At 74.6% G+C, this 20237-nt stretch carries 17 protein-coding genes and 2 pseudogenes; 11 read left to right on the top strand and 8 right to left on the bottom strand.

What is annotated here, in order from left to right; genetic code table 11:
* Positions 1 to 285: 285 nt before the first annotated feature.
* Positions 286 to 471 carry a hypothetical protein gene (locus ACFQ6N_RS25480; RefSeq protein ID WP_380653308.1) on the bottom strand — a complete coding sequence of 62 codons (186 nt, stop codon included), beginning with the start codon at positions 469 to 471 and terminating at the stop codon, positions 286 to 288.
* A 275-nt stretch (positions 472 to 746) separates the two neighbouring features.
* Positions 747 to 2306: an alpha/beta fold hydrolase gene (locus tag ACFQ6N_RS25475; RefSeq protein WP_380653305.1), complete on the bottom strand. Its 1560-nt coding sequence runs from the start codon at positions 2304 to 2306 to the stop codon at positions 747 to 749.
* Positions 2307 to 2761: 455 nt separating this feature from the next.
* Here ACFQ6N_RS25475 and ACFQ6N_RS25470 point away from each other — a divergent pair, with 455 nt between their 5' ends.
* The 5 genes from ACFQ6N_RS25470 (at position 2762) to ACFQ6N_RS25450 (ending at position 6796) form a co-directional block, all read left to right on the top strand.
* Positions 2762 to 2884 (top strand): hypothetical protein, encoded by a 123-nt coding sequence (locus ACFQ6N_RS25470; RefSeq protein WP_380653302.1) that lies wholly within the window; start codon positions 2762 to 2764, stop codon positions 2882 to 2884.
* A gap of 386 nt (positions 2885 to 3270) precedes the next feature.
* On the top strand, positions 3271 to 4005 hold the full coding sequence (locus ACFQ6N_RS25465; protein ID WP_380653299.1) for a DUF4232 domain-containing protein: 735 nt from the start codon (positions 3271 to 3273) through the stop codon (positions 4003 to 4005).
* Positions 4006 to 4117: 112 nt separating this feature from the next.
* A complete protein-coding gene (locus ACFQ6N_RS25460; protein WP_380653297.1) occupies positions 4118 to 5419 on the top strand; it encodes a helix-turn-helix domain-containing protein in 1302 nt (433 codons plus the stop codon).
* 136 nt (positions 5420 to 5555) lie between these two features.
* A complete protein-coding gene (locus ACFQ6N_RS25455; protein ID WP_380653295.1) occupies positions 5556 to 5891 on the top strand; it encodes a PCC domain-containing protein in 336 nt (111 codons plus the stop codon).
* A 194-nt stretch (positions 5892 to 6085) separates the two neighbouring features.
* Entirely contained in the window at positions 6086 to 6796 is a 711-nt protein-coding gene (locus ACFQ6N_RS25450) for an NUDIX domain-containing protein (RefSeq protein WP_380653293.1), read from the top strand.
* A gap of 162 nt (positions 6797 to 6958) precedes the next feature.
* Here the strand turns inward: ACFQ6N_RS25450 and ACFQ6N_RS25445 are convergent.
* The 6 genes and pseudogenes from ACFQ6N_RS25445 to ACFQ6N_RS25420 form a co-directional block, all read right to left on the bottom strand.
* A pseudogene (locus ACFQ6N_RS25445) lies at positions 6959 to 7171 on the bottom strand (VOC family protein); the annotation flags it as partial.
* A pseudogene (locus tag ACFQ6N_RS25440) lies at positions 7153 to 7227 on the bottom strand (VOC family protein); the annotation flags it as partial. The pseudogenes ACFQ6N_RS25445 and ACFQ6N_RS25440, both read right to left, overlap by 19 nt.
* A gap of 9 nt (positions 7228 to 7236) precedes the next feature.
* The gene (locus ACFQ6N_RS25435) at positions 7237 to 7722 is read right to left on the bottom strand and encodes a lasso peptide biosynthesis B2 protein (RefSeq protein WP_380653290.1); all 486 of its coding nucleotides are present in this window, start codon (positions 7720 to 7722) and stop codon (positions 7237 to 7239) included.
* Positions 7719 to 7976: a lasso peptide biosynthesis PqqD family chaperone gene (locus ACFQ6N_RS25430; protein WP_380653287.1), complete on the bottom strand. Its 258-nt coding sequence runs from the start codon at positions 7974 to 7976 to the stop codon at positions 7719 to 7721. Before ACFQ6N_RS25430 ends, ACFQ6N_RS25435 begins: the two co-directional genes overlap by 4 nt.
* Positions 7977 to 8022: 46 nt before the next feature.
* Positions 8023 to 9852 (bottom strand): asparagine synthase-related protein, encoded by a 1830-nt coding sequence (locus tag ACFQ6N_RS25425; protein WP_380653285.1) that lies wholly within the window; start codon positions 9850 to 9852, stop codon positions 8023 to 8025.
* Positions 9853 to 9863: 11 nt separating this feature from the next.
* Positions 9864 to 9977, bottom strand: coding sequence for a lasso RiPP family leader peptide-containing protein (locus tag ACFQ6N_RS25420; protein ID WP_380653282.1), 114 nt, complete (start codon positions 9975 to 9977; stop codon positions 9864 to 9866).
* Positions 9978 to 11107: 1130 nt separating this feature from the next.
* Between ACFQ6N_RS25420 and ACFQ6N_RS25415 the strand changes: the two genes are divergently transcribed.
* The 6 genes from ACFQ6N_RS25415 to asnB all read left to right on the top strand — a co-directional run bounded on the left by ACFQ6N_RS25415 (position 11108) and on the right by asnB (position 20190).
* Complete coding sequence (locus tag ACFQ6N_RS25415) at positions 11108 to 12592, top strand: sugar transferase (protein WP_380653280.1); 1485 nt, start codon at positions 11108 to 11110, stop codon at positions 12590 to 12592.
* A gap of 93 nt (positions 12593 to 12685) precedes the next feature.
* Positions 12686 to 14002: a nucleotide sugar dehydrogenase gene (locus ACFQ6N_RS25410; protein ID WP_380653278.1), complete on the top strand. Its 1317-nt coding sequence runs from the start codon at positions 12686 to 12688 to the stop codon at positions 14000 to 14002.
* Positions 13992 to 15257, top strand: coding sequence for a glycosyltransferase family 4 protein (locus ACFQ6N_RS25405; RefSeq protein WP_380653276.1), 1266 nt, complete (start codon positions 13992 to 13994; stop codon positions 15255 to 15257). The genes ACFQ6N_RS25410 and ACFQ6N_RS25405 overlap by 11 nt, the downstream gene beginning before the upstream one ends.
* Complete coding sequence (locus ACFQ6N_RS25400; RefSeq protein WP_380653273.1) at positions 15254 to 16711, top strand: Wzz/FepE/Etk N-terminal domain-containing protein; 1458 nt, start codon at positions 15254 to 15256, stop codon at positions 16709 to 16711. Before ACFQ6N_RS25405 ends, ACFQ6N_RS25400 begins: the two co-directional genes overlap by 4 nt.
* Positions 16708 to 18246: a Wzz/FepE/Etk N-terminal domain-containing protein gene (locus ACFQ6N_RS25395; protein WP_380653270.1), complete on the top strand. Its 1539-nt coding sequence runs from the start codon at positions 16708 to 16710 to the stop codon at positions 18244 to 18246. The genes ACFQ6N_RS25400 and ACFQ6N_RS25395 overlap by 4 nt, the downstream gene beginning before the upstream one ends.
* A gap of 3 nt (positions 18247 to 18249) precedes the next feature.
* Positions 18250 to 20190 (top strand): asparagine synthase (glutamine-hydrolyzing), encoded by a 1941-nt coding sequence (gene asnB, locus ACFQ6N_RS25390; RefSeq protein ID WP_380653267.1) that lies wholly within the window; start codon positions 18250 to 18252, stop codon positions 20188 to 20190.
* The last annotated feature ends 47 nt before the right edge of the window (positions 20191 to 20237 follow it).

The raw sequence follows: 20237 nt of genomic DNA, 5'->3' as shown, positions 1-20237 counted from the left end.
AGTTGCGCTCGCGTCACGCAACATGGTCTACCGGATCAGGGCCTGCCCACGCAGGCGAATCACGCAAATTGATCACAACCAAATACGGGCCCTAGGTCCTGCCCGGCCGATCTTGCCGGGCCCGCGACACCGGGCATCCCGCCGGGACGCGACGGAGGGGTGCGGCCAACCGGTGTCGGCCCGCACCCCTCCTCGACGTCACTCCCGTCAGCGCCGCACGCCGTACGAGAGTCGTCCTGACCGTCCGACTTTCCGCCGCTCTTGTTCAGCGGTTCCGCAGACAGGTCAGGGAGTGGTGAGGGTCGGATTGCGGACGACCTTCGCGCAGATCGCGAAGACCTCCAGCGTGCCGGGGTCCGTGGTGTCGGTGTTCGTCGCGAACGCCCACCACCGTTCGCCGCTGATCGGCGCGCTCGCGCTGAGGGCGTACCGGTCGGCGTGCGAGTTCCCGGCGGTCACGATGGCTCGCAAACGGACGGTTCACCCGGGTGGCCCGTCGCGCTGGAGTGCCGCGCTGCCGGAGCCCGGACTCCCGCGCCCCGGCAGCGCGGGAGCCCGCCGATGGCACCGGGATCGGGGAGCGGCCACCAGCCCCCCGACCAAAGGCCACTGGACCCACCGGCCGATGGGATCGCCCCCGAACGGAAGGATGCGGCCGTGCCGGAACAGCCGGAGCCCGCCCCCTCCCACGGCTCCCGTGGCCACAGGCGCGACAGCCCCCGGCCGGGACGCCCCCGGCCGCCCGGCTACGCCTTGGTGCAGGTCACGTCGGCCTTCGGCAGGCGCCCGGACGCCAGGTAGGCGTTGACCGTGTCGTCCACGCACGCGTTCCCGTACGTCCCGTACAGCCCGTGCTGGTTGGCGCCCCGCAGGGTCAGCAGCCGCGAGCCGGGCAGCAGCCCGTGCAGCGTGACGCCGTCCCGGTGGGGGGTGCGCGGGTCCCCGGTGGCGGAGAGGATCAGCGCCCGGGCGTCGCGGCTCACCTCGGTGGGCGCCTCGCGGGGGCCGTCCTGGAAGGCGCACGGGGAGATGTTGTCGAGCAGCGGGCCGGACAGCGGGTACCGGGCGCGGTCGCGCTCGATCCGGCGCCAGTAGTCCTCGGGATCGCGCGGCGCCGTACCGTCCGCGCACAGGATGGCCTGCGAGATGCTGCCGGCCTGCGACCCCTGCGGGGTGAACAGGAAGCGCAGCAGGGCGGTGGTCCCGTCCGAGGGGGTGGCCGGCCGCCCGGCCGCGACCTCGGTGAGCGTCGCCACCAGCTCGGCGAGGCTTGCCCGATCGGCGTCGGAGTCGCCCGCGAGGTTCATGAACACCACCATCGGCACCCGGGTGTCGTCGAGTTCGACGGCGTCCGCGCCGGTGCCGACGACGAGCGGGCGCGTCCCGGCCGCCGCGACCGTGCGCAGCACCCCGGCGACGACCTCTTCGCGGGTGCGGCCCAGCCCGTACGTGTCGTTGCGGCGCGCGACCCAGTCCGCCCAGTCGGCGAAGGCCTGTTCGCTCTCCGGCGCCATGTTGGGGAGCAGCGCCGGTCCGGCGTGGGCCGGGGCCAGCGCGCTGTCCAGGACCACCCGGTCGTAGCGGCCGGGGAACATCTGGGTGTACACCGTGCCGAGGTAGGTGCCGTAGGAGAGGCCGAGGTAGGAGATCCGCCGTTCGCCCAGTGCGCCCCGCACGATGTCCATGTCCCGGGCCGCGTCGCGGGTGCTCGCGTACGGCAGCAGGTCCGCGGCCGCCGAGCGGCACTTGGCCGCCAGGTCCCGCTGGAAGCCGACCTGGCGCTCGAAGGAGGTCCGACTGGTGCCGGAGGAGGTGATGCTGAAGCCGATCGGCCAGCCGCAGTCGAGGGGGGCGCTGCGGCCGACGAAGCGCGGGTCCAGGCCGACGATGTCGAAGCGGGCGGCGGTGTCCTTCATCGCGGCGTGTACGCGCAGCGGCGCGCTGAGCGTCGGGCTGCCGGGGCCGCCGTCGTTCAGCAGCAGGGTGCCGATCCGGTGGCGGGTGTCGGTGGCCTTGATCCGGGAGAGCGCCAGTGTGACGGTGCGTGCGCCGGGGTCGCCGTAGTCGAGCGGCACGGTGACCTCCGCGCAGCGGGCGCCGGCCTGTTCCAGTGCGGCGCCGTCCTGGTCCTGCGGGCCTTGGACGCAGGTGTGCCAGTCCGGGCGCTGCTGGTAGTAGCGGTCGAGCCCCCGGGGGGTGTCGGCGGCCGGCGCGGCGGCTGCCGCCGGTGCGGTGGCGGCGGCCGTGGTCAGGCCGGCCGCGAGGGCGAGAACGGCCGCGGCGGCGCGGCGGCGGAGGTGGGTCAAGACGTCTCCTCGGCGGTGCGGGGCCCGGTGTGGGGCCTCCTCCGTACAGGACGCGTGCGGATCAAACGATATGACGATTCGTCAAAAAGAGCTCACGCCCGACGGCACCTATCGCGGGCGGGAGCCGATCCCGCCGGCCCCCCACCACCCGCCGACACAGTGTCGCCCGGAGGCGCGGTGCCCCGTCACCTACGGCTTCTCCACGACGGCGGCTGGGCGGCGGTCGTCCGGCGGTGCCATTCTTCTGGGGCGGACCGGGGAGGGCCCGCTGTCCGTTGACGGGGGGCGTGATGGGATCGACCGGTTTCGTGTGCGCCCCGGCGCGGACAGCTGCCGGGCACCGGCTGTTGCGCGGGATGCGCCGCCTGTATCCCCTTCCCGGTGTCGTCCCGGCCGGGACGGGGGAGACCGGGCTCCTTGTCGCGCTTCACGGGCGCCGGGCACTGCGTCTGCCGGTGCCGGAGTTCGCCGCCCGCGCCGGTCTGCTCGGCGGCCGCGCCGGCTGGGAGACCGTCGCCCGGCCCGATGGCGACTCCTACGGCTACAGCGCCCACTCCGGTGCCGACGAAGGAATCTGAGAGGTCGCCGCCGAGGCCTTCCGGGTGGATCCAGGAGGCGGGTGGCGGAGCAGTGCCGGCCAGGCATCCGTCACCGAGGCCGGACGGAGTCGGATGCGGCGCAGGCCTCACCGGAGGGTGCGGGTGAGAAGGCCCGGGTCAAGGACCCCGGTGGCCGCCGAGCGGCGGCCGAGGCCCCGGAGTGTTCCGGGTGGGCGTTCCAGGCAGGAAAGAAACCGCAGGTCGGAGGGGGTGGAACCGTTCCAGCGTTCCGGTTTGGCCGGGAGGCCTGGCGGACCGGGCGGCCGGCGGACCAGAGTTCTGCCCAGCGGTCGGCGCCGATGGCCCGCCGCTCGGCCCGCAGCTCGGCCCACCGCCTTCATCCGCACCGTCACGGAGGAATCTCCATGTCCGCTCGCCGCGCCCTGCTCGTCCCCGCCGTCCTCGCCCTGGGCGCCGCGCTCACCCTGACCGCCTGCGGACCGGACGGCGGTGAGGCGGCCCCGCCCGCGAAGCCCGCCGGGACCACCGCGGCCGCCCCGGCACCCGGCGCCGCGGCCCCTGCGGCCCCCGCCCCTGCTCCGGCCCCCGCCTCCGCCGCTCCGACCGGCGGTGGCTCCGCCCGCCCAAAGTCCCCCGTGGTCCCCGCCTCCGGCGGCTCGGCCACGGCCGGTGGCGATGAGGCGTACGCCTACACCCGCTCCTGCGCGGCCGACAAGCTGACGGTCAAGGTGACCACCCGGGCCGGATCTCCCGACCAGCGGGTGATCGAGGTGCACAACCAGGGCACCGCGTACTGCGGCCTGAGCTACTACCCGCTCGTCACCATCGGCAGGGCCAGCGCCGCCGACCGCAGCGACAACCTCGCGCCGCTGGTGCCGGGCGGCCTCGGCGGCCCGCCGGCCTATCCGCTGGCGCCCGGCAAGAGCGCCTACGCGGTGGTCGACCTCAACCCCGGCAGCGGCAGCGCCGGCGACCGGGACGAGCTGAACGTCCTGGCCGACGACCGGATGCCCAACTCCGACACCCGGAACTTCCCGCTCGGCGCCGGGGCGAAGGTGGGCAAGCAGCCGAAGCTGGGCCTCTACCGGGAGACCGTCGCCGACGCGGCCGCCTCCGCGCAGACGGCCGGCAAGAGCTGACCGGCCCCGCTGCCCCTCCCCTGCTCAGGCCCCCACCCGGACCTGCCGGTACGGTGATCCGCACACCGACGGCGTCCCGGGCCGGACCGGGGACGGGCGGAAAGGGCAGCACATGGGTGTGGAGACCGAGGAGTTCGCGGCGATGCTGCGCGAACTCAAGGAGCGTTCGGGCCGCAGCTACGGCGCCCTGGCCACCCGGCTGCACGTCAGCACCTCGACCCTGCACCGCTACTGCAACGGCGCCGCCGTACCGACCGAGTACGCGCCGGTCGAACGGCTGGCCCGGGCCTGCGGAGCGGACGGCGAGCAACTGGTCGAACTGCACCGCCGCTGGCTCCTCGCCGACGCGGCCCGCCGCCGGGAGTCCTCCTCCCCGACCCCGGCGGGCGCACTCGGGCCACGGCCCGCCGCCGCGCCGCAAGCCCCGACACCGGAACCCGAAGCACCACAAGCCCAGGCACCGCAAGCCCCGGCACCGGAAGCCGAAGCGCCAGAGACCGAGGCACCGGGCGAGCAGGAGGTGACGACCGTGCACCCCGCGCCGTCCACACCCCCTACACCGCGCCGCCGCACCCGCACCCGGGTGCTGCTGAGCGCGACCGCCGCGGTCGCGCTGGCCGCCGCGGTCTCCGCCTTCGTCCTGCACGGCACCGGCGGCACGCCGGGCGCCTCCGCCCCGTCGCCCACCGCTCCGGCCGGCGCCGCCCCGGTCGGCGCCGCCCCCGCCCCTGCGGACACGCCCGCGGACACGCCGTCCACGGACACCCCGGCGGCACCCGAGGACCTCCCCGCCCCGTTCACCGTCCGGGTCCTCAACAACAACTGGGGCTCCGGCTGCGACCAGTGGTTCCTCTCCCCCCGCTCGCCCGCCCAGGTGGCCGCGCCCCCGTCGTCCTCCGGCCGGATCGACAGCTGGGCCTCCTCCCAGCGCCTCGTCCCGGCGGGCCACCTGCGCATCGAGCTCACCGCCCTGGGCGCGGACACGGACACCGTCGTGCTGAACACCATGTACGCCCAGGTGGTCAGCGCCCGCCCCGCCCCCAAGTGGAACGCCTACACGCCCGGTTCCGGCTGCGGCGGCGGGCTCGAACCGGCGTCCTTCGCGGTGGACCTCGACGCGGCCGCACCGCACCCCGTCCCGGTCCCCGGCGCGGAGGGCGAGCGGAAGACCGGCACGACGGACTTCCCGTACCGGATCTCCTCCAAGGAGCCGCAGGTGATCGACGTGGACGCCTCCACCCGGTCCCAGGACGTCAGCTGGTTCCTCGAACTCGTGTGGACCGGCAAGGGCCGGGGCGGCACCCTGCGGGTGGACCTCGGCGACCACCAGCCGTTCCGCACGGTCGGCATGCACGGCGCGCCGAACTACTTCCACAACGGCACATCCTGGGCCCCGGCCCACGCCGAGCAGTAGCCGACCCACGGCCGAAGGCTGTGCCGGAAGGCGCGCTGCGGGGCACCGCCACTCGTTCGAGTGCGGATTCGGGGAATCCGTGCCGCCCGCTCCCGGGGCCGGTAGCGTCCCGATCCCGGTGAACGGAGGCTCCGTGATGCGCATCTTCGAAGTCAGGAACGGCGACCTGATCGAATCGCTGACCCGGCAGATCAAGGCCCCGTGGATTCCGGACGCCGCGATCGTCACCGTAGTCGGCATCGTGGACGACTTCGCCGTCCTCACCACCCCCTCCGACGACCCCGGAACCCAGCGGCTGCACGAGTACGACAAGCCCGGCGGGATCGTCAGCGCCGTCGGTGAAGTCCGCGACGGCCAGGTGCGGTTGCACGCCTCCTTCGCCGTCGACGAGGGACGCGTGATCGGCGGCCACGTCCAACGCGCCACCATCGGCAGGCACTTCGCCCGCGTCTACCTGCTGCCCACGGAGTGACCGTGCCGTCCTCCTCGAACCCGACGACGGTGTACGGGCACCTATGGTCGGATCCAGAGCAGGATCGAGGCGACGGTGACGGCGGCCCGGTAGGGCTCGCGGGTGTTGTCGTACCCGGTGGCCGGGCCCCGACGCGGGGTCGTCACCCGTTTGAGCGATCCCGAACTCCCCGGCCGGGAGAGGAAACTGGCCGGATGACTGCCGACTTCAAGAGCGCCGACGCTTTCATCACCACCCCGGACGGCCGGGTGCTGCTCCAGCTCCGCGAGGACGCCGAGGGGATCCCCTGGCCGGGGTGGTGGGCGGCTCCCGGTGGCAGGCGCGACGGGCAGGAGACGCCGTACGAGAACGCGCGGCGGGAGTTGTTGGAGGAGACCGGCCTGGATGTGGAGGGGCTGCTGCCGTTCGATGTGGTCCACTGCGAGGACGACGACCCGCGCCGCCGGTTCTTCCACGCCGTCGTGGACGTGGACCCCGAGGAACTGGTGCTCGGGGAGGGGCAGGAACTGCGCCTGGTGACGTTCGCCGAGGCGCGGGAGATGCACGTCACGCCGCACTGCAAGGAGTACCTGCGGCAGCTGGAGGGGCACCTTCGGGTGGGCAGGCCGCGGGTGTGGGCCGCGGTCGACCGGCTGCACGCCAGGCTCAAGGAGAGCGTCCCCGAGACCGGGAACCAGTTCCTCACCCTCCAGGTGCTCAAGATCCAGGAGGAGGCCGGCGAGGCGGCCCAAGCCCTTCTCGGTGTGCTCGGGGCCAACCCGCGCAAGGGGGTCAGCCACACCCTGGAGCAGCTCCAGGGTGAGCTGTGCGACGTGATCGCGACCGCGATGATCGCGCTGCGGGAGACGACGCCGGACGCCGCCTCGGTGCTCTCGGAGCACGTTCGGGACTGGGGGCGCTGGTGACCACCGGGAGCGGGCCGGCGAGGGCGGCGTGAAGCGAGCGGGCGTGGAGAGGACGGGCGTGGAATCGCGGTCCCGGGCCCGCTCGGGGGTTCGGGACCGGGACCGCTGTCCTCCAGGGTGGCGTGCCCCGGCGGGGAGCGCACGCCGGACTGGGCCGGGTGCTCAGTCGAGGCAGAACTCGTTGCCCTCGATGTCCTGCATCCCGAGGCAGGACTCGTTGACGTCGTCGGCGGGCAGCAGCTGTCCCCGTACCGCGCCGAGCGCGGTCAGGCGTGCGCATTCGGCTTCCATGGCGGTGACGCGCTCCGCGCCGACGAGCCCGGTGCCGACCCGTACGTCGAGGTGTATCCGAGCGCCTCGGCCCAGAAACGGGCGACGCGTAGCGGCTCCGCGCAGTCGAAGGTGACTTGGAAGTTCTTGATCGACGGCATCGGGCCACCCTAGTGACGCCCCTCCCCGGTGTCGCCGGATTTCCTGTCCTGCCCGGGGCGGCTCCGGTCGGTCCCGGGGCGGTCTCGGGGCGGCACCGTCAACAGCGGGTGGAAGTGGGCCAGTTCGGCGGGCTCGTCGACCGGTGCGCCGTCCGCCTCGATCCAGGCGTGCGCGCGGAACGGCTCCGTGCGCACGCCGGTGCGCCAGGTCGGCCAGCCGCCCCGGGCGCGGCACAGCAGGGCGGCGGCGATGGATCGCTGGAGGCAGCCCTGGCCCGCGCAGCGCATGCTGAGCGCGACCACCTCCCGGCGGGCGGCGAGGGCCTCGCCGGCGGTGGCCGGGCGGGCGCCGCCGCGCAGCCGCAGCAGGAGGCGGCGGATCCGGGCGGGCGGCATCCGCTCGATCAGCCGGGCCGCTCCGATCGCCGCGAGCACGGCCGGGCGCCGGTGCCAGGGCGGCCGGCCGACCCGGGCCGCGTGGGCGTGCAGGCTCATCCGGTCACCAGCCCGGCGGTGCGCAGGCTGTCCCGCAGGGTGTCGACGTCGGCGCGGGCCCGGGCGGTGGTGACGGGGTAGCGGTCGCTGAGGTCGGCGGCGACCTCCTCGGCCGTCCGTCCGTCGAGCAGGGACCGCAGGATGTGCAGTCCGGTGCGGTTCAGCTGGAAGTAGCGCCCGGTGCGCTCGTCCAGGACGACGGCGCCGCTCCCGGTCGGGGTGAGGGTCACATCGGGGCCCAGTTCCACGGACATGCCTGCTCCTCGGGGATATGACGGTACGTCGGAATGTGACAGTGCGTCAGATGACGGCGATGCGGGCGGCCTCCGCCGCGGACTCGTGCGCGCGCAGCCAGTGTTCGCAGGCCAGGGTGGCGTCGAGCGCCGCGTACGGGGTGCCGGGCGGGTAGAGCCCGAGGCAGGCGCGCCGCAGGGCGTCCGGGTCGACGAGGCCGGCGCGGGCCAGGGCGCTGTCCTCGGTGAGGGCGGCGAGTTCGGGGCGGTGGCGGGCGAGCCCCTGGTGGGCGTCGGGGCTGAAGTCGCCCTTGCCGGTGCGGCGCAGGAGTTCTTCCGGGACGTCCGGGGCGACGGCGGCGGTGAGCAGCGGCTTGTAGGCGAACGGCGTTCCGCGCAGGGCGGGTTCGGCGGCCAGACAGGCGTCGAGCACGTGGTCGTCGAGGAGGGGCACGGTGTACGGCGTGCCGGCGGCGGCGGTGGCCTCGATCAGCTGCCGCATGGCGGAGGCGCTGTGCCGGACCATGTGGAGCGCCTGGTGCTGGGCGTGTCGGGGGGCGAGCGGTACGGCGTCGGCGGCCCGGACGGCCCGCAGCTGTGCGCGGACGAGGTCGGCGGCCCGTGGGGTGGTCCAGGGCGGGAGCCGGGGTTCCGGTCCCCAGCCGAGGATCCGGGTGGTGGGCGGTGCGGGGTGGGTGAGGTCGTCGGCGGCGTGGGCGAGCCAGGCCGGGTACGGGCGGGGGTCGGCGAGGGTGCGCAGTGCGGCGGTCAGGCCCCAGCGCAGCCGGGCGCGGTGGCCGCGCAGGTGGCGGGCGGCGGTCGCGGGCCGGCGGGCGGCGAGGAGGCGCAGGTAGGCGGGAAGGAGTTGGAGCACCTCGTCGCCGCCTTCGCCGCTGATCCGGGTCCGGGCGCCGTGGGCGGCGAGGAGGCGGGCGACGGCTTCGTCGCGGGCGCGGGTGCGCGTCCAGGGCAGCGGTTCGTCGCCCTGGGGCCCGGGGGTGTCGATGCCCGCGAACATCGCGGGCAGGGCGTCGGGTGGCAGGAGGAGCCGTTCGCCGGGCAGGTGGCGGGCGGCGCGGTCGGCCCAGGCGGCGTCGTCGTGGTGCGGGTCGGTCGAGCCGATGGTGACGGTGAGCAGGTCGGCGGGTCCGCGGGCGGCGAGGAAGCACAGCGGGGTGGAGTCGAGGCCGCCGGACAGGTCGGCGGCGACGAGGCCGCCGGCGCGCGTCCGGGCGTCGACGGCGCGGCGCAGCGCGTGGCCGAGCGCGGGGGCGGCCTCGGCCCGGGGCCGGTCGGGCGCGGGCGGCTGCCAGTGGGCGAGTGTGCGGGCGGGGCGGCCTGGGGCGAGCAGGGCCGCGTGGTGGGCGGGGACGGGGGTGATGCCGGGCCACAGGGGCAGGGCGTCGAGGGGGTGCGGCAGCGGGTGCGCCAGGCGCAGGGCCAGCCGGTCGAGGGAGGGTGTGCGGCGGGTGAGCGCCGCGAGGGTGTCGGCGTGGTCGGCGAGGACGGGGACGCCGTCGGGCTCGGCGAGGTGGAGCCGGCGCAGCCCGGACAGTGAGCCGCGGGCGATGACGGTGCCGTGCACGGTGGCGACGAGGTGGAAGCTGCCCGCGAGTTCGCGCCCGAGGGCGAGGACGTCGTACGGGTCGCGGATCCGTTCGGCGCGGCGGCGCAGCCGGTGCTCGTCGGTGTCGGCGGTGCCGAACACGGCCAGGCCCACCGGCCCGGCGTGCGCGACGAGGGGTTCCTCGCCGTCCGGCCACGTGCCGATGATCCAGGGGCGTCCGCCGGGGTGGGGCAGGGTGCGGCGCTCGGCCGTGCCCTGCCCCGCGGCCACCACGGATCCGGCTGGGGAGTCCGGCAGGACCACGAACCGGGTCCTGCGGTGACCGCTCACCGGGCGTCCCCTCAGATGAGGTAGAAGCCGTGGCCGTCGAAGACGTCGCCGATCAGGAAGCCCTGGGTGAGGGCGGCGAAGTCGCCGAGCTCGATCAGCATCGGGGTCTCGTACACCTCGGTCATGACGGATTCCTCTCGTTCGATGTGACGCGGGTTCGGACGGGTGTGCGTGCCGGCGGGAACCACTGTCGTCGCCTGTCGCGGCGCCGGGCAACGGGTCGCGGGGGCTTCGACCGAAACCCGGTCGGGGCGGGTGGCGGGGTCGGTCGGCGAGGGCGGGGTTCCGTTCGCGGGGCGCCTGTCGGCGCGCGTGCCGGGTGACGGTTCCCCGGACCCCGCCCGTCCCGGCGCTTGCGGGCCTCCGTGCACGGACCGTGCGCGGGCCCTGCCAGCGGCGGCCCGGACCCGTGCGGAAACCGGCCACACCGGGACCAACCGGGATGACACCGGCGTTACGTGCCGTTCATGCTGCGACATGTTGCGGTCCGCTCGCGCCCGCACGGAAGCCTGGGAAACCGGGGAAACCGACAGGGACGAACAGGGACCGACAGGGACCGACAGAGAAGGACGGAGACCGACGGCGGCGCCGGCCCGGGCCCGGGTGGCCGCAGGGCGCCGTGAATGGCCGGTTACCGTCGCCCGCGCGCTGCGGAGGCTCCGGGTCCGCAGGTGCCTCCGGCGGCCGGGCGGGCCGCCGTCGTCACAGGTCACCGGGCACGTCCCGGTCGTCGGGCAGCCGTCGGAAGTGGCCTTCCGGAAGATCCTTCTTCAAATGTCGAGCACGTGTTTCACACATTCCGCTCTTTGGGCCGCCCCGATGCTCTAGATTAATTTTCGCGTCGCACGGTCGGACGCGGAACGACGAATGATGATCTACGGGTCCGGCGCTGCGAGCAGCCGGTTCCCGCTTCCCCGGCGGCCGACGCAGGTGATCGATTCCTGCTGCCCCGGCGGGGTTTCGAGGGTGGAGAGCGACCGTCGGCGGTTTCCCGCGCACTTCGGGATTCCGGCCGGACATTCGGGCCCGTCGGTGCCCGGAGGGGATGTTCAGCAATGCGGCGACAGCCGGCTTTGCCATGCGCGGGAGGCGGGGCCTCCCGGGTGTAGGAACGGCGCGGCACGGGAGTTGGGGCCTCCCGGGGGAGGAGCGGGGCCTCCCCAGGGGAGGAACGGTGCGGGAGGCGCGAGCCTCCCGGAGGGGAGGAACCGTGTGGAGCGAACACGTCGAACCCACTCGTGACCTGGAGGGGGCCGTGGAGCAGGAGGAGGGGGAATTAGTCCGCCCGTTCCTACCGGCGCGCGGGCGCCGGGTGAACGGGAGAATCAGTCGGCCCGGAACCGACTGGGAGCAGCAGTACCGCCATGCTGTGATCATCAGCGATACGGTGGCCACCGCCTTCGTGGTGGCGGCCATCGGGGGATTCTTCGGGGTGCGGGACGCCGCGAACTGGCACGAGAAATGGGGAATTCTCGCCTTCCTCACCGAGCTGCTGGTGCTGGGTGCTCTGGCCACGACCCGTTCGTGGGCGCCCGCCGTACTCGGCCAGGGCGCCGAGGAATTCCGTCGGCTCGGACGTTCGGTGTTCACGGCGGCCGTGGTGCTGGCGCTCGGCGGGATCGCCCTCACGTCGCACAACATCAAGCTCTGGATCTTCGTCGCGATCCCGGCGATCACGGTCGCCACCATGACCGAGCGGTACCTGCTGCGCCTGTGGCTGCACAAGCAGCGCTACGGGGGGCGGTGCCTGCGCCCGGTGCTGGCGGCCGGGAGCCCGGCCACGCTGCGCGACCTGATCGCCCGGACGCGCAAGTTCCCGCACCTGGGCTGGCGGGTGGAGGCGGTGTGCACGCCGGACGGTCGCGGGCACGGCGGCGACCGGCTGGACGGGGTGCCTGTGGTGGGCCGGCTGACGGACGTCGCCGGGCACGTCCTGCGTGACGGCTACCGGGTCGTCGCGATCACTCCGGACCCGCACTGGTCGCCGGAGCGGCTGCAACGGCTGGCCTGGAACCTGGAGGGCGGCGAGGCCGAGATGGTCGTGGCCCCGGTGCTGATGGAGGTGGCCGGCCCGCGGCTGCACGTCGACGCGGTGCTCGGGATCCCGATGCTGCGGGTCAGCATGCCGGCCTTCACCGGGGCGCCCCGGGCCGTCAAGGAGGTCTTCGACCGGCTGGGCGCCGCGTTCCTGCTGGTCCTGTTCTCGCCGCTGATGGTGTTCGTCGGGCTGCTCGTGCTGGCGGACAGCAGGGGCGGGGCGTTCTACCGGCAGCACCGGGTCGGCAAGGACGGCCGCGAGTTCACGCTGATCAAGTTCCGCACCATGGTCGCCGGTGCGGACCGGGCGCGCTCCGAGCTGGCGGACCGCAACGAGGGCGCCGGCCTGCTGTTCAAGCTCCGCCGGGATCCGCGGCTGACCCGGGTGGGAGGGGTGCTGCGCCGGTACTCGATCGACGAGCTCCCGCAGCTGGTCAACGTGCTCACCGGCTCGATGTCGCTGGTCGGGCCGCGGCCTCCGCTGCCGGAGGAGTCGGCCGCGTACGGCCCGGACATCCGGCGGCGGCTGCTCGTCAAGCCCGGGCTCACCGGCCTGTGGCAGATCAGCGGGCGCAGCGACCTGCCGTGGGAGGAGGCGGTGCGGCTGGACCTGCGGTACGTGGAGGACTGGTCGCTCGCGCTGGACACGGTGATCCTCTGGAAGACGCTGCGTGCGGTGCTCCAGGGGCAGGGGGCCTACTGAGGTGTCAGTGGCCTTGGTGATGTGTGGGGGGTGCCGTCCGATCGGCACGGGAACGGCGGGCCACAGGGGCCTGCCCGAGGGGAGGAACCGGTCATGCGGGTCAGCGTCTTAGGGCTCGGTTACGTGGGCTGCGTGTCGGCCGCGTGCCTGGCCAGCCTGGGTCACGAGGTCATCGGGGTGGACGTCAACCCGGTGAAGGTCGACCTGGTGAACGACGGCAAGGCGCCGGTGGTCGAGGAGCGGATCGGCGAGCTCATCGCCGAGGTGGTGCGGACCGGGGCGCTGCGCGCCACCACCGACGTCCGCGAGGCGATCATGGGCAGTGAGGTGTCGCTGGTCTGCGTGGGCACGCCGTCGGAGCCCAACGGCAGCCTGTGCACCACGTACCTGGAGCGGGTGACCGAGCAGATCGGTGCCGCGGTGGCCGAGCGGGGCGGGAGGCAGACCGTCGTGTTCCGCAGCACCATGCTCCCGGGCACCTGCCTGAACCTGCTGGTGCCGATCCTGGAGAAGTACGCCGGCGGCACCGCCGGGGTGGACTTCGGGGTGGCGGTCAACCCGGAGTTCCTGCGCGAGGGCACGAGCGTGCGGGACTTCTTCGACCCGCCCAAGACCGTCATCGGCGAGCTCGACCCGGGCAGCGGCGACGTGGTCGCCGCGCTGTACGACGGCCTGCCCGGCGAGGTGTTCCGGGTGCCGGTCCCGACCGCCGAGGCGATCAAGTACGCGGACAACGCGTTCCACGGCCTCAAGATCGGCTTCGCGAACGAGCTGGGCGCGGTGTGCCAGGCGCTCGGGGTGGACTCGCACCAGGTGATCGACGTGTTCCTGGCCGACCGCAAGCTGAACATCAGCCCCGCCTACCTGCGGCCCGGCTTCGCCTTCGGCGGCTCCTGCCTGCCCAAGGACCTGCGCAGCCTGGTGTACGCGGCGCAGCGGGCCGACGTCTCCGTCCCCATCCTGTCCCACGTGCTGCCGTCCAACGCCGAACACCTGCAGCGCGCGGTCGAGTTGGTCGAGCGCACCGGCAAGCGCCGGGTGGGCCTGTTCGGCCTGTCGTTCAAGCCCGGCACCGACGACCTGCGCGAGAGCCCGCTCGTCGAGCTGGCCGAGCGGCTCTTCGGCAAGGGCTACGACCTGCGGATCTACGACCCCAACGTGAACCTCTCCCGGCTGCTCGGGGCGAACCGCGAGTACATCGAGACCAGGCTGCCGCACCTCGCGCAGCTGCTCGCGCAGTCCGTCGACGAGGTGCTGGAGCACGCCGAGGTGTGCGTGGTCGGGACCAAGGACCCGGCGGTGCTGTCGGCGCTGCCGGCCTCCGGCGGCCCGGTGGTCGTCGACCTCGTCCGCCTTCCCGACGCCGAGGCGCGCCGGGCCGAGCCGGGGTACGTGGGCCTTGCCTGGTGAGATCACCGGCGGCGACGGTCCGGACCGTCGCGCGCTGGTCCTGGTGGAGAACCTGTCGGTGCCGTTCGACCGGCGGGTGTGGCAGGAGTGCACGACGCTGCGCGACGCCGGCTGGACGGTGCACGTCATCTGTCCGCAGGGGAGCAAGCGGGACACGGAGCCGGAGGCGGTGATCGACGGGGTGCGGATCCACCGCTACCCGCTGCGCGCCGCCACCGGCGGGCCGGCCGGCTACCTGCGGGAGTACGGATCGGCGCTGTGGCACACGGCCCGGCTGGCCCGCAGGGTCGGCCCGGTCGACGTGGTGCACGCCTGCAACCCGCCCGACCTGCTGTTCCTGCCCGCGCTGTGGCTGAAGCGGCGCGGCGCGCGGTTCGTGTTCGACCAGCACGACCTGGTGCCGGAGCTGTACCTGTCCCGGTTCGACCGGGGCCGGGACCTGCTCTACCGGGGCGTGTGCGCGCTGGAGCGGATGACCTACCGGGCCGCGGACGTCGTGCTCTCCACGAACGAGAGCTATCGGGACGTGGCGCTGCGCCGGGGCGGCCTGCGGCCGGAGGACGTGTTCGTGGTGCGCAGCGCCCCGGACACGGACCGGTTCCGGCCGGTGGAACCCGAGCCGGAGCTGAAGCGCGGCAAGCCCCATCTGCTGTGCTACCTGGGCGTGATGGGCCCGCAGGACGGGGTGGACTACGCCTTGCGGGCGCTGGCGAAGCTGCGCGACGAGCTCGGGCGGACCGACTGGCACGCGGTGTTCGTCGGCTCCGGCGACACCTTCGACGCGATGGTGGAGCTGTCCCGGCAGCTCGGGCTGTCCGAGCAGGTGGAGTTCACCGGGCGGGTGCCGGACGCCGACCTGGTGCGCTACCTGTCGACCGCCGACGTGTGCCTCTCCCCCGACCCGCACAACCCGCTCAACGACGTGTCGACGATGAACAAGGTCCTGGAGTACATGGTGATGGGCCGGCCCATCGTCTCCTTCGACCTGCGGGAGGCCCGGGTCTCGGCCGGTGACGCGGCCGTCTACGCCCGTGCCAACGACGAGGCGGAGTTCGCCGGGCTGGTGGCGCAGCTGCTGGACGACCCGGACAGGCGGGCCTGGATGGGCAAGCTCGGCCGGGAGCGGATCAGCGGGCCGCTCGCCTGGCGCAACTCCCAGCGGTCGCTGCTCGCCGCGTACGCCGCCGCCTGCCGCGACCGGGCCCCGGTGGCGGCGGGCGGCCCGGGCCGGGCGGGGAGAAGGCCGCGCCGTTGAGCGACGAAACGATACGCCTGGCCACGATCGGTCGGATCATCCGTCGGCGCTGGCGGCTCCTGGCCGTCGTCGCCGTCCTGGGTGCGCTCGTCGGCTACGGCACCTCCCTGCTGCTCCCGCCGCAGTACACGGCGTCCGCGTCGGTGCTGCTGCCGGGGGCGTGGCAGGAGCGCGAGCTGCTGACCCAGGCGCAGATCGCGAGCAGTTCGGTGGTCGTCGACCGGGCGGCCGCCGCGCTGGGCTGGGCCGGGACCGGCGGCACGGAGCTGCGGGACCGGGTGAGCGCGGCGGCCTCGGACGGCAACATCGTCAAGATCTCGGGCACGGCGGACACCCCGGAGCGCGCGCAGCAGCTCTCCGACCAGGTGGCCAAGCAGTTCGTCACGTTCGCGGCGCGGGTCGCGGGTGACGGCAGCGACCCGGAGGCGGCGCAGCCCGAGGCGCTGCGGCAGATGGTGGCGCAGGCCAGCCGCCGGATCACCGACCTGGCCGACGCGGTCGCGCCGGGGCAGAGCGTGGAGAGCGTGCAGACCCGTACCGAGCTGGAGAAGCTGCGCACCGCGCTGCAGGACGCCGTCAAGAAGCTGGACCAGGCGGACCCGGCCGCCGCCCTCAAGGCCAACATGGTGGTGATGGGGCCGGCGCCCCGGCCGTCCGGCGAGGCGCCGCCGACGAGGAGCCAACTCGTCGTCGGCGGGGCGCTGCTGGCCATCGTGGTCACGGTCGTGGGCCATCTCGCCTCGGCGCGGATGAGCCGTCGGCTGCGCACCGCGCCGGAGATCGTCGCGGCGCTGGGGTCGACGCTCCTCGGCACCGTCGACGTGACCGGTGAGCCGCCCGCGCGGCGGCCGTCGGGCGGCGGGCCGCGCGCCCGGGTCCGCCGGCTGCTGGGCACCGACGTCCGGTGGGACCTGCCGGCCCCGCACGCCTCCGGCGACGAGGCCGGGCGGCAGGTCCGCTACCGGCGGGTGTGCGCCCGTCTGCGGGACCGGCTGCCCGCGCCCCGGGAGCTGCTGCTCGTCGTCCCGGAGGGCGACGGGATGGCCCTGCGGGCCGCCGATCGGCTCGCCGCCGAGGCGCGGGGCGGTCCGGAGCTGCGGGTGGTGGAGGTCTCGGTGTCCCGGCCGCTGGTGCCGGACCGTGACGAGGGCTCGGGCGCCCTGGTGGTGCTCAGCGCGGGCAGTTGGACCGCGCCGGAGCTCACCGGGATCGCCGAGGCGTGTACGGACGCCCGGCGGGAGGTCGTCGGCGTGGTCGTCGCCGGCACGGTCCGGGGGCGTCCGAAGGCGGCGGCCGGCCGTCGGGCGAAGCGGGCCGGCCGCCGTGGTCCGGACGCCGCCGGGCCCGGCGCCGGCGACGGCGCGGGGGACGCGGACGACAGCGATTCGGTGTTCGCGACAGGTGACGAGCCCGCGCTCGCGGTCGGCGACGAGGCCGGAAGGGGTACGGGGTGACGACGGGTACGGATCCGGAGCCGTCGGCCTCCGCCCCGCTGGTGGACCTCCAGGCGCTGGTGGTCGCGGTGCGCAGGCGCCGGCGCCTGTGGTGCGCCCTGGCGCTGGTCGGGCTGCTGGTCGGCGCGGCCGTGGCGGTCCTGCGGCCGCCGCCGCCGACCGCGGTGGCCAAGGTGCTGGTCGCGCACCAGGCGGACCAGCCGAACGATCCCGGGACGCTGATCCGCACCGACGCGGCTCTGCTGCAGACCACCGGGATCGCCGGCCAGGCCCTCAAGGCCCTCGGGTCGGCGGAGAAGCCGGAGGACTTCATGAAGGACTACGGGGGTGTCGGGCTGACCAACAACCTGCTGGAGATCGACGCGACGGGCCGCACCGGCGAGGAGGCGGTGGCCCGGGCCAAGGCGCTGGCCGACGCGTTCGTCGCGGACCACGTGCGGCGGATCCAGGAGGCCGCGGACGCCGAGTCCAAGGCCCTGCTGGACCAGCGGGACCGGATGCGCGACGAGCTCGTCCAGGTCAACCAGGCGATCGGGGACAGCTCGCAGCAGAGCGGCCCGAAGGCCTCGGCGAACCTGGAGTCGCTGTACGCCAGCCGGGCCGAACTCACCTCCCGGATCACCGACTTCGGCCAGCGCGCGGCGGAGGCGCGGGTCGGCACGCCCCGGCTGGTGGCCGGCACCCAGATCGTGGACGCCCCGCGCGTGGTGCGGCAGTCGCTGCCCAGGGCCGCCGCCACCTCCGCCGCGATCGGGCTGGTCCTGGGGCTGGTCCTCGGGATCGCGGTGGCCGCGGTGGGCACGGTGGTGGCGGACCGCCCGGTGCTGCGCCGGGACATCGCCGCGAACCTCGGCGCCTCGGTCCTCGCGGAGCTGCGCCGGCTGCCCCGCCGGAAGGTCGGGCGGTGGCAGCGCAAGGCCGCCCGGGAGGCCCGGACCAGGCTCACCACGACCCTGGCCCGCCGGGTGCGCGGCTCCGCCGAACCGGTGTCGCTGCTGGCCCTGGGCTGTGCGCACAGCACCGGCGCGATCGCCCTGGACCTCGCCGGGGCGCTGGCGGAGGACGGGCCGGTGGTCGTCGTCGACGGCCTGCCCGGCGCCCGGCTCGCCCGGCGCGGCGCGCAGGAGGGGGGCCCGACCGTGGTCGCCGGCGAGCAGGCCGAGGCCCTGCCGCGCCAGGACCCCCAGGAGCGCCGGATCGGCGTCGGCTCGGTGGCGCCGGGCACGGCGTGGACCGACCTGCGCCACCTCGGCACCCGCGCGGTGCTGGTGGTGCGCGCCGGGCACGGCAGCGCCGCCTGGCTGCACACCGTGGCACGCCGGCTCGCCGACCAGCGCGTCACGGTGATCGGGGTGGTGCTGATCGATCCCGATCCGCGCGACCGGACCGACGGCACCCTGTGGGACGGGCCGGGCGCCGCGCCGCGCGGCCGAAGCGAGCGGCCGGCCCGGCAGAACGGGACGGGCCGGCGGCGTACGGAGCGACTACCGATGTGGACCGCACGGGTCCCGGACAGTGACCAGGAGGCGAGGTAGGACATGTGCGGCATCGCGGGCACGTATCGATGGCCGGACGGCAAGGCGGTGACCGACCTGCTCACCGACACCCTCGCCCACCGCGGCCCGGACGGGGCGGGCCGCTACGGCCACCCCCTCGGGGACGGCGAAGTGCAGCTGGGGCACCGCAGGCTGGCCATCGTCGACCTGTCCGAGACCGGCGCCCAGCCGATGGTCTCGGACGGCCTCGCCCTGACGTACAACGGCGAGCTGTACAACGCGCCCGAGCTGCGGGCCGAGCTGTCGGCCGCCGGGGTGCGCTTCCGCGGCACCTCCGACACCGAGGTGCTGCTGGAGGCGTGGCGGCGCTGGGGCACGGACTGCCTGCCCCGGCTGCGCGGCATGTTCGCGTTCGCGGTGTTCGACGAGCGGACCGGTGAACTGGTGCTCGTCCGCGACCAGCTCGGCATCAAGCCGCTGTTCCTGGTCCGGCGCGGCGGGGGCCTGGCGTTCGCCTCCGAGCTGAAGGCGCTGGCCGCCGCCACCGGCGGGTCGCTGGAGGTGGACCACGCGGCGATGGTGGCCTCGCTGCTGTACTACTGGGTGCCGGACTCCCGGTGCGCGTTCCGCGAGGCGGAGAAGCTGCCGCCGGGCAGCTGGCTGCGCTGCCGGCCCGACGGCCGGGTGGAGCACGGCCGGTTCTGGCACCTGCGGGAGGTCGCCGCCGAGGGCCGGGAGCGGGCGCTGGCCGGCGAGCTGCCGGACATCGCCGCCGTCGTCGAGGAGTCGACCCGGCGCCACCTGCTCGCCGACGTGCCGGTGGCGACGTTCCTGTCCGGCGGGCTGGACTCCAGCTACCTGACCGCGCTGGCGGCCCGCGACCGGCCCGGGATCTCCGCCTACACGATCGGCTTCCGGGCCGAGGACGCCAGGTTCGAGGCGATGCCGGACGACCTGCGCTACGCCCGGCAGGTGGCCGAGCGCTTCGGCGTCGACCTGCACGAGATCGAGATCGCCCCGGACGTGCTCGACCTGCTGCCGCGGATGACGTACCACCTGGACGAGCCGATCGGCGACCCCGCCGCGATCAACACCTTCCTGATCTGCTCGGCCGCCCGGGAGGCCGGGGTCAAGGTGCTGCTCTCGGGGATGGGCGCCGACGAGCTGTTCGCCGGCTACCGCAAGCACCTGGCCAACCGGCTCGCGCTGCGCTACCAGCAGGTGCCCCGGCCGCTGCGGCGCGGCCTGTCCGCGGCCGTGGACCGGCTGCCGGTCGCCACCGCCAGCCGGGGGTTCCGGTCGGTGCGGTTCGCCAAGCGCTTCCTCTCCTTCGCCGACCTGCCGGAGGAGACCGCGTTCCGGCGCAGCTACACCATGTACGACCGGGAGGAGCTGCTCGCCCTGGTCGACCCGGACCTGGCCGGGACCGTCGACGACGTGCTGACCGAGCACGCGGACGTGTACGAGGACAACGAGCTCGACGACTTCGTCAACCGGATGTGCCTGGGCGACGCCCGGATGTTCCTGCCGGGCCTGAACCTCGCGTACACGGACCGCTCCAGCATGGCCGCGTCGACCGAGGTGCGGGTGCCGTACGTGGACGTCGAGGTGGTCAGGGCGGCGTTCACCGTGCCCGGCGACCGCAAGATCGTCGGGCGGCAGGGCAAGGCCGTCCTCAAGGAGGCGGCCCTCTCGGTCCTGCCCCAGGAGATCGTGTACCGGCCCAAGGGCCTGTTCAGCGCCCCGCTGCGGGCCTGGATGAGCCGGGACCTGGCCCCGCTGGTGCGCGAGGTGATCAACGACGGCGAGCTCGTGCGGTCCGGGTTCCTGCGCCGCGACGCGCTGCAGCGGCTGGTCGCCGCGGACGCCGCCGGGCAGCAGGACTTCTCCAAGCACCTGTGGCACGTGCTGACGCTGGAGTACTGGTACCGCGGCGCGATCTCCGGCACCGGCTCCGGCACCCCCGGACGGCCCGGGCACTGAGCGGCCCGGGCACAGGGCGACCCGGGCACCGAACGACTCGGGCACTG

It is taken from the genome of Kitasatospora sp. NPDC056446 (assembly GCF_042796115.1).
Lineage (GTDB): Bacteria > Actinomycetota > Actinomycetes > Streptomycetales > Streptomycetaceae > Kitasatospora.
This window is presented reverse-complemented; position numbering and strand designations above follow the sequence as displayed.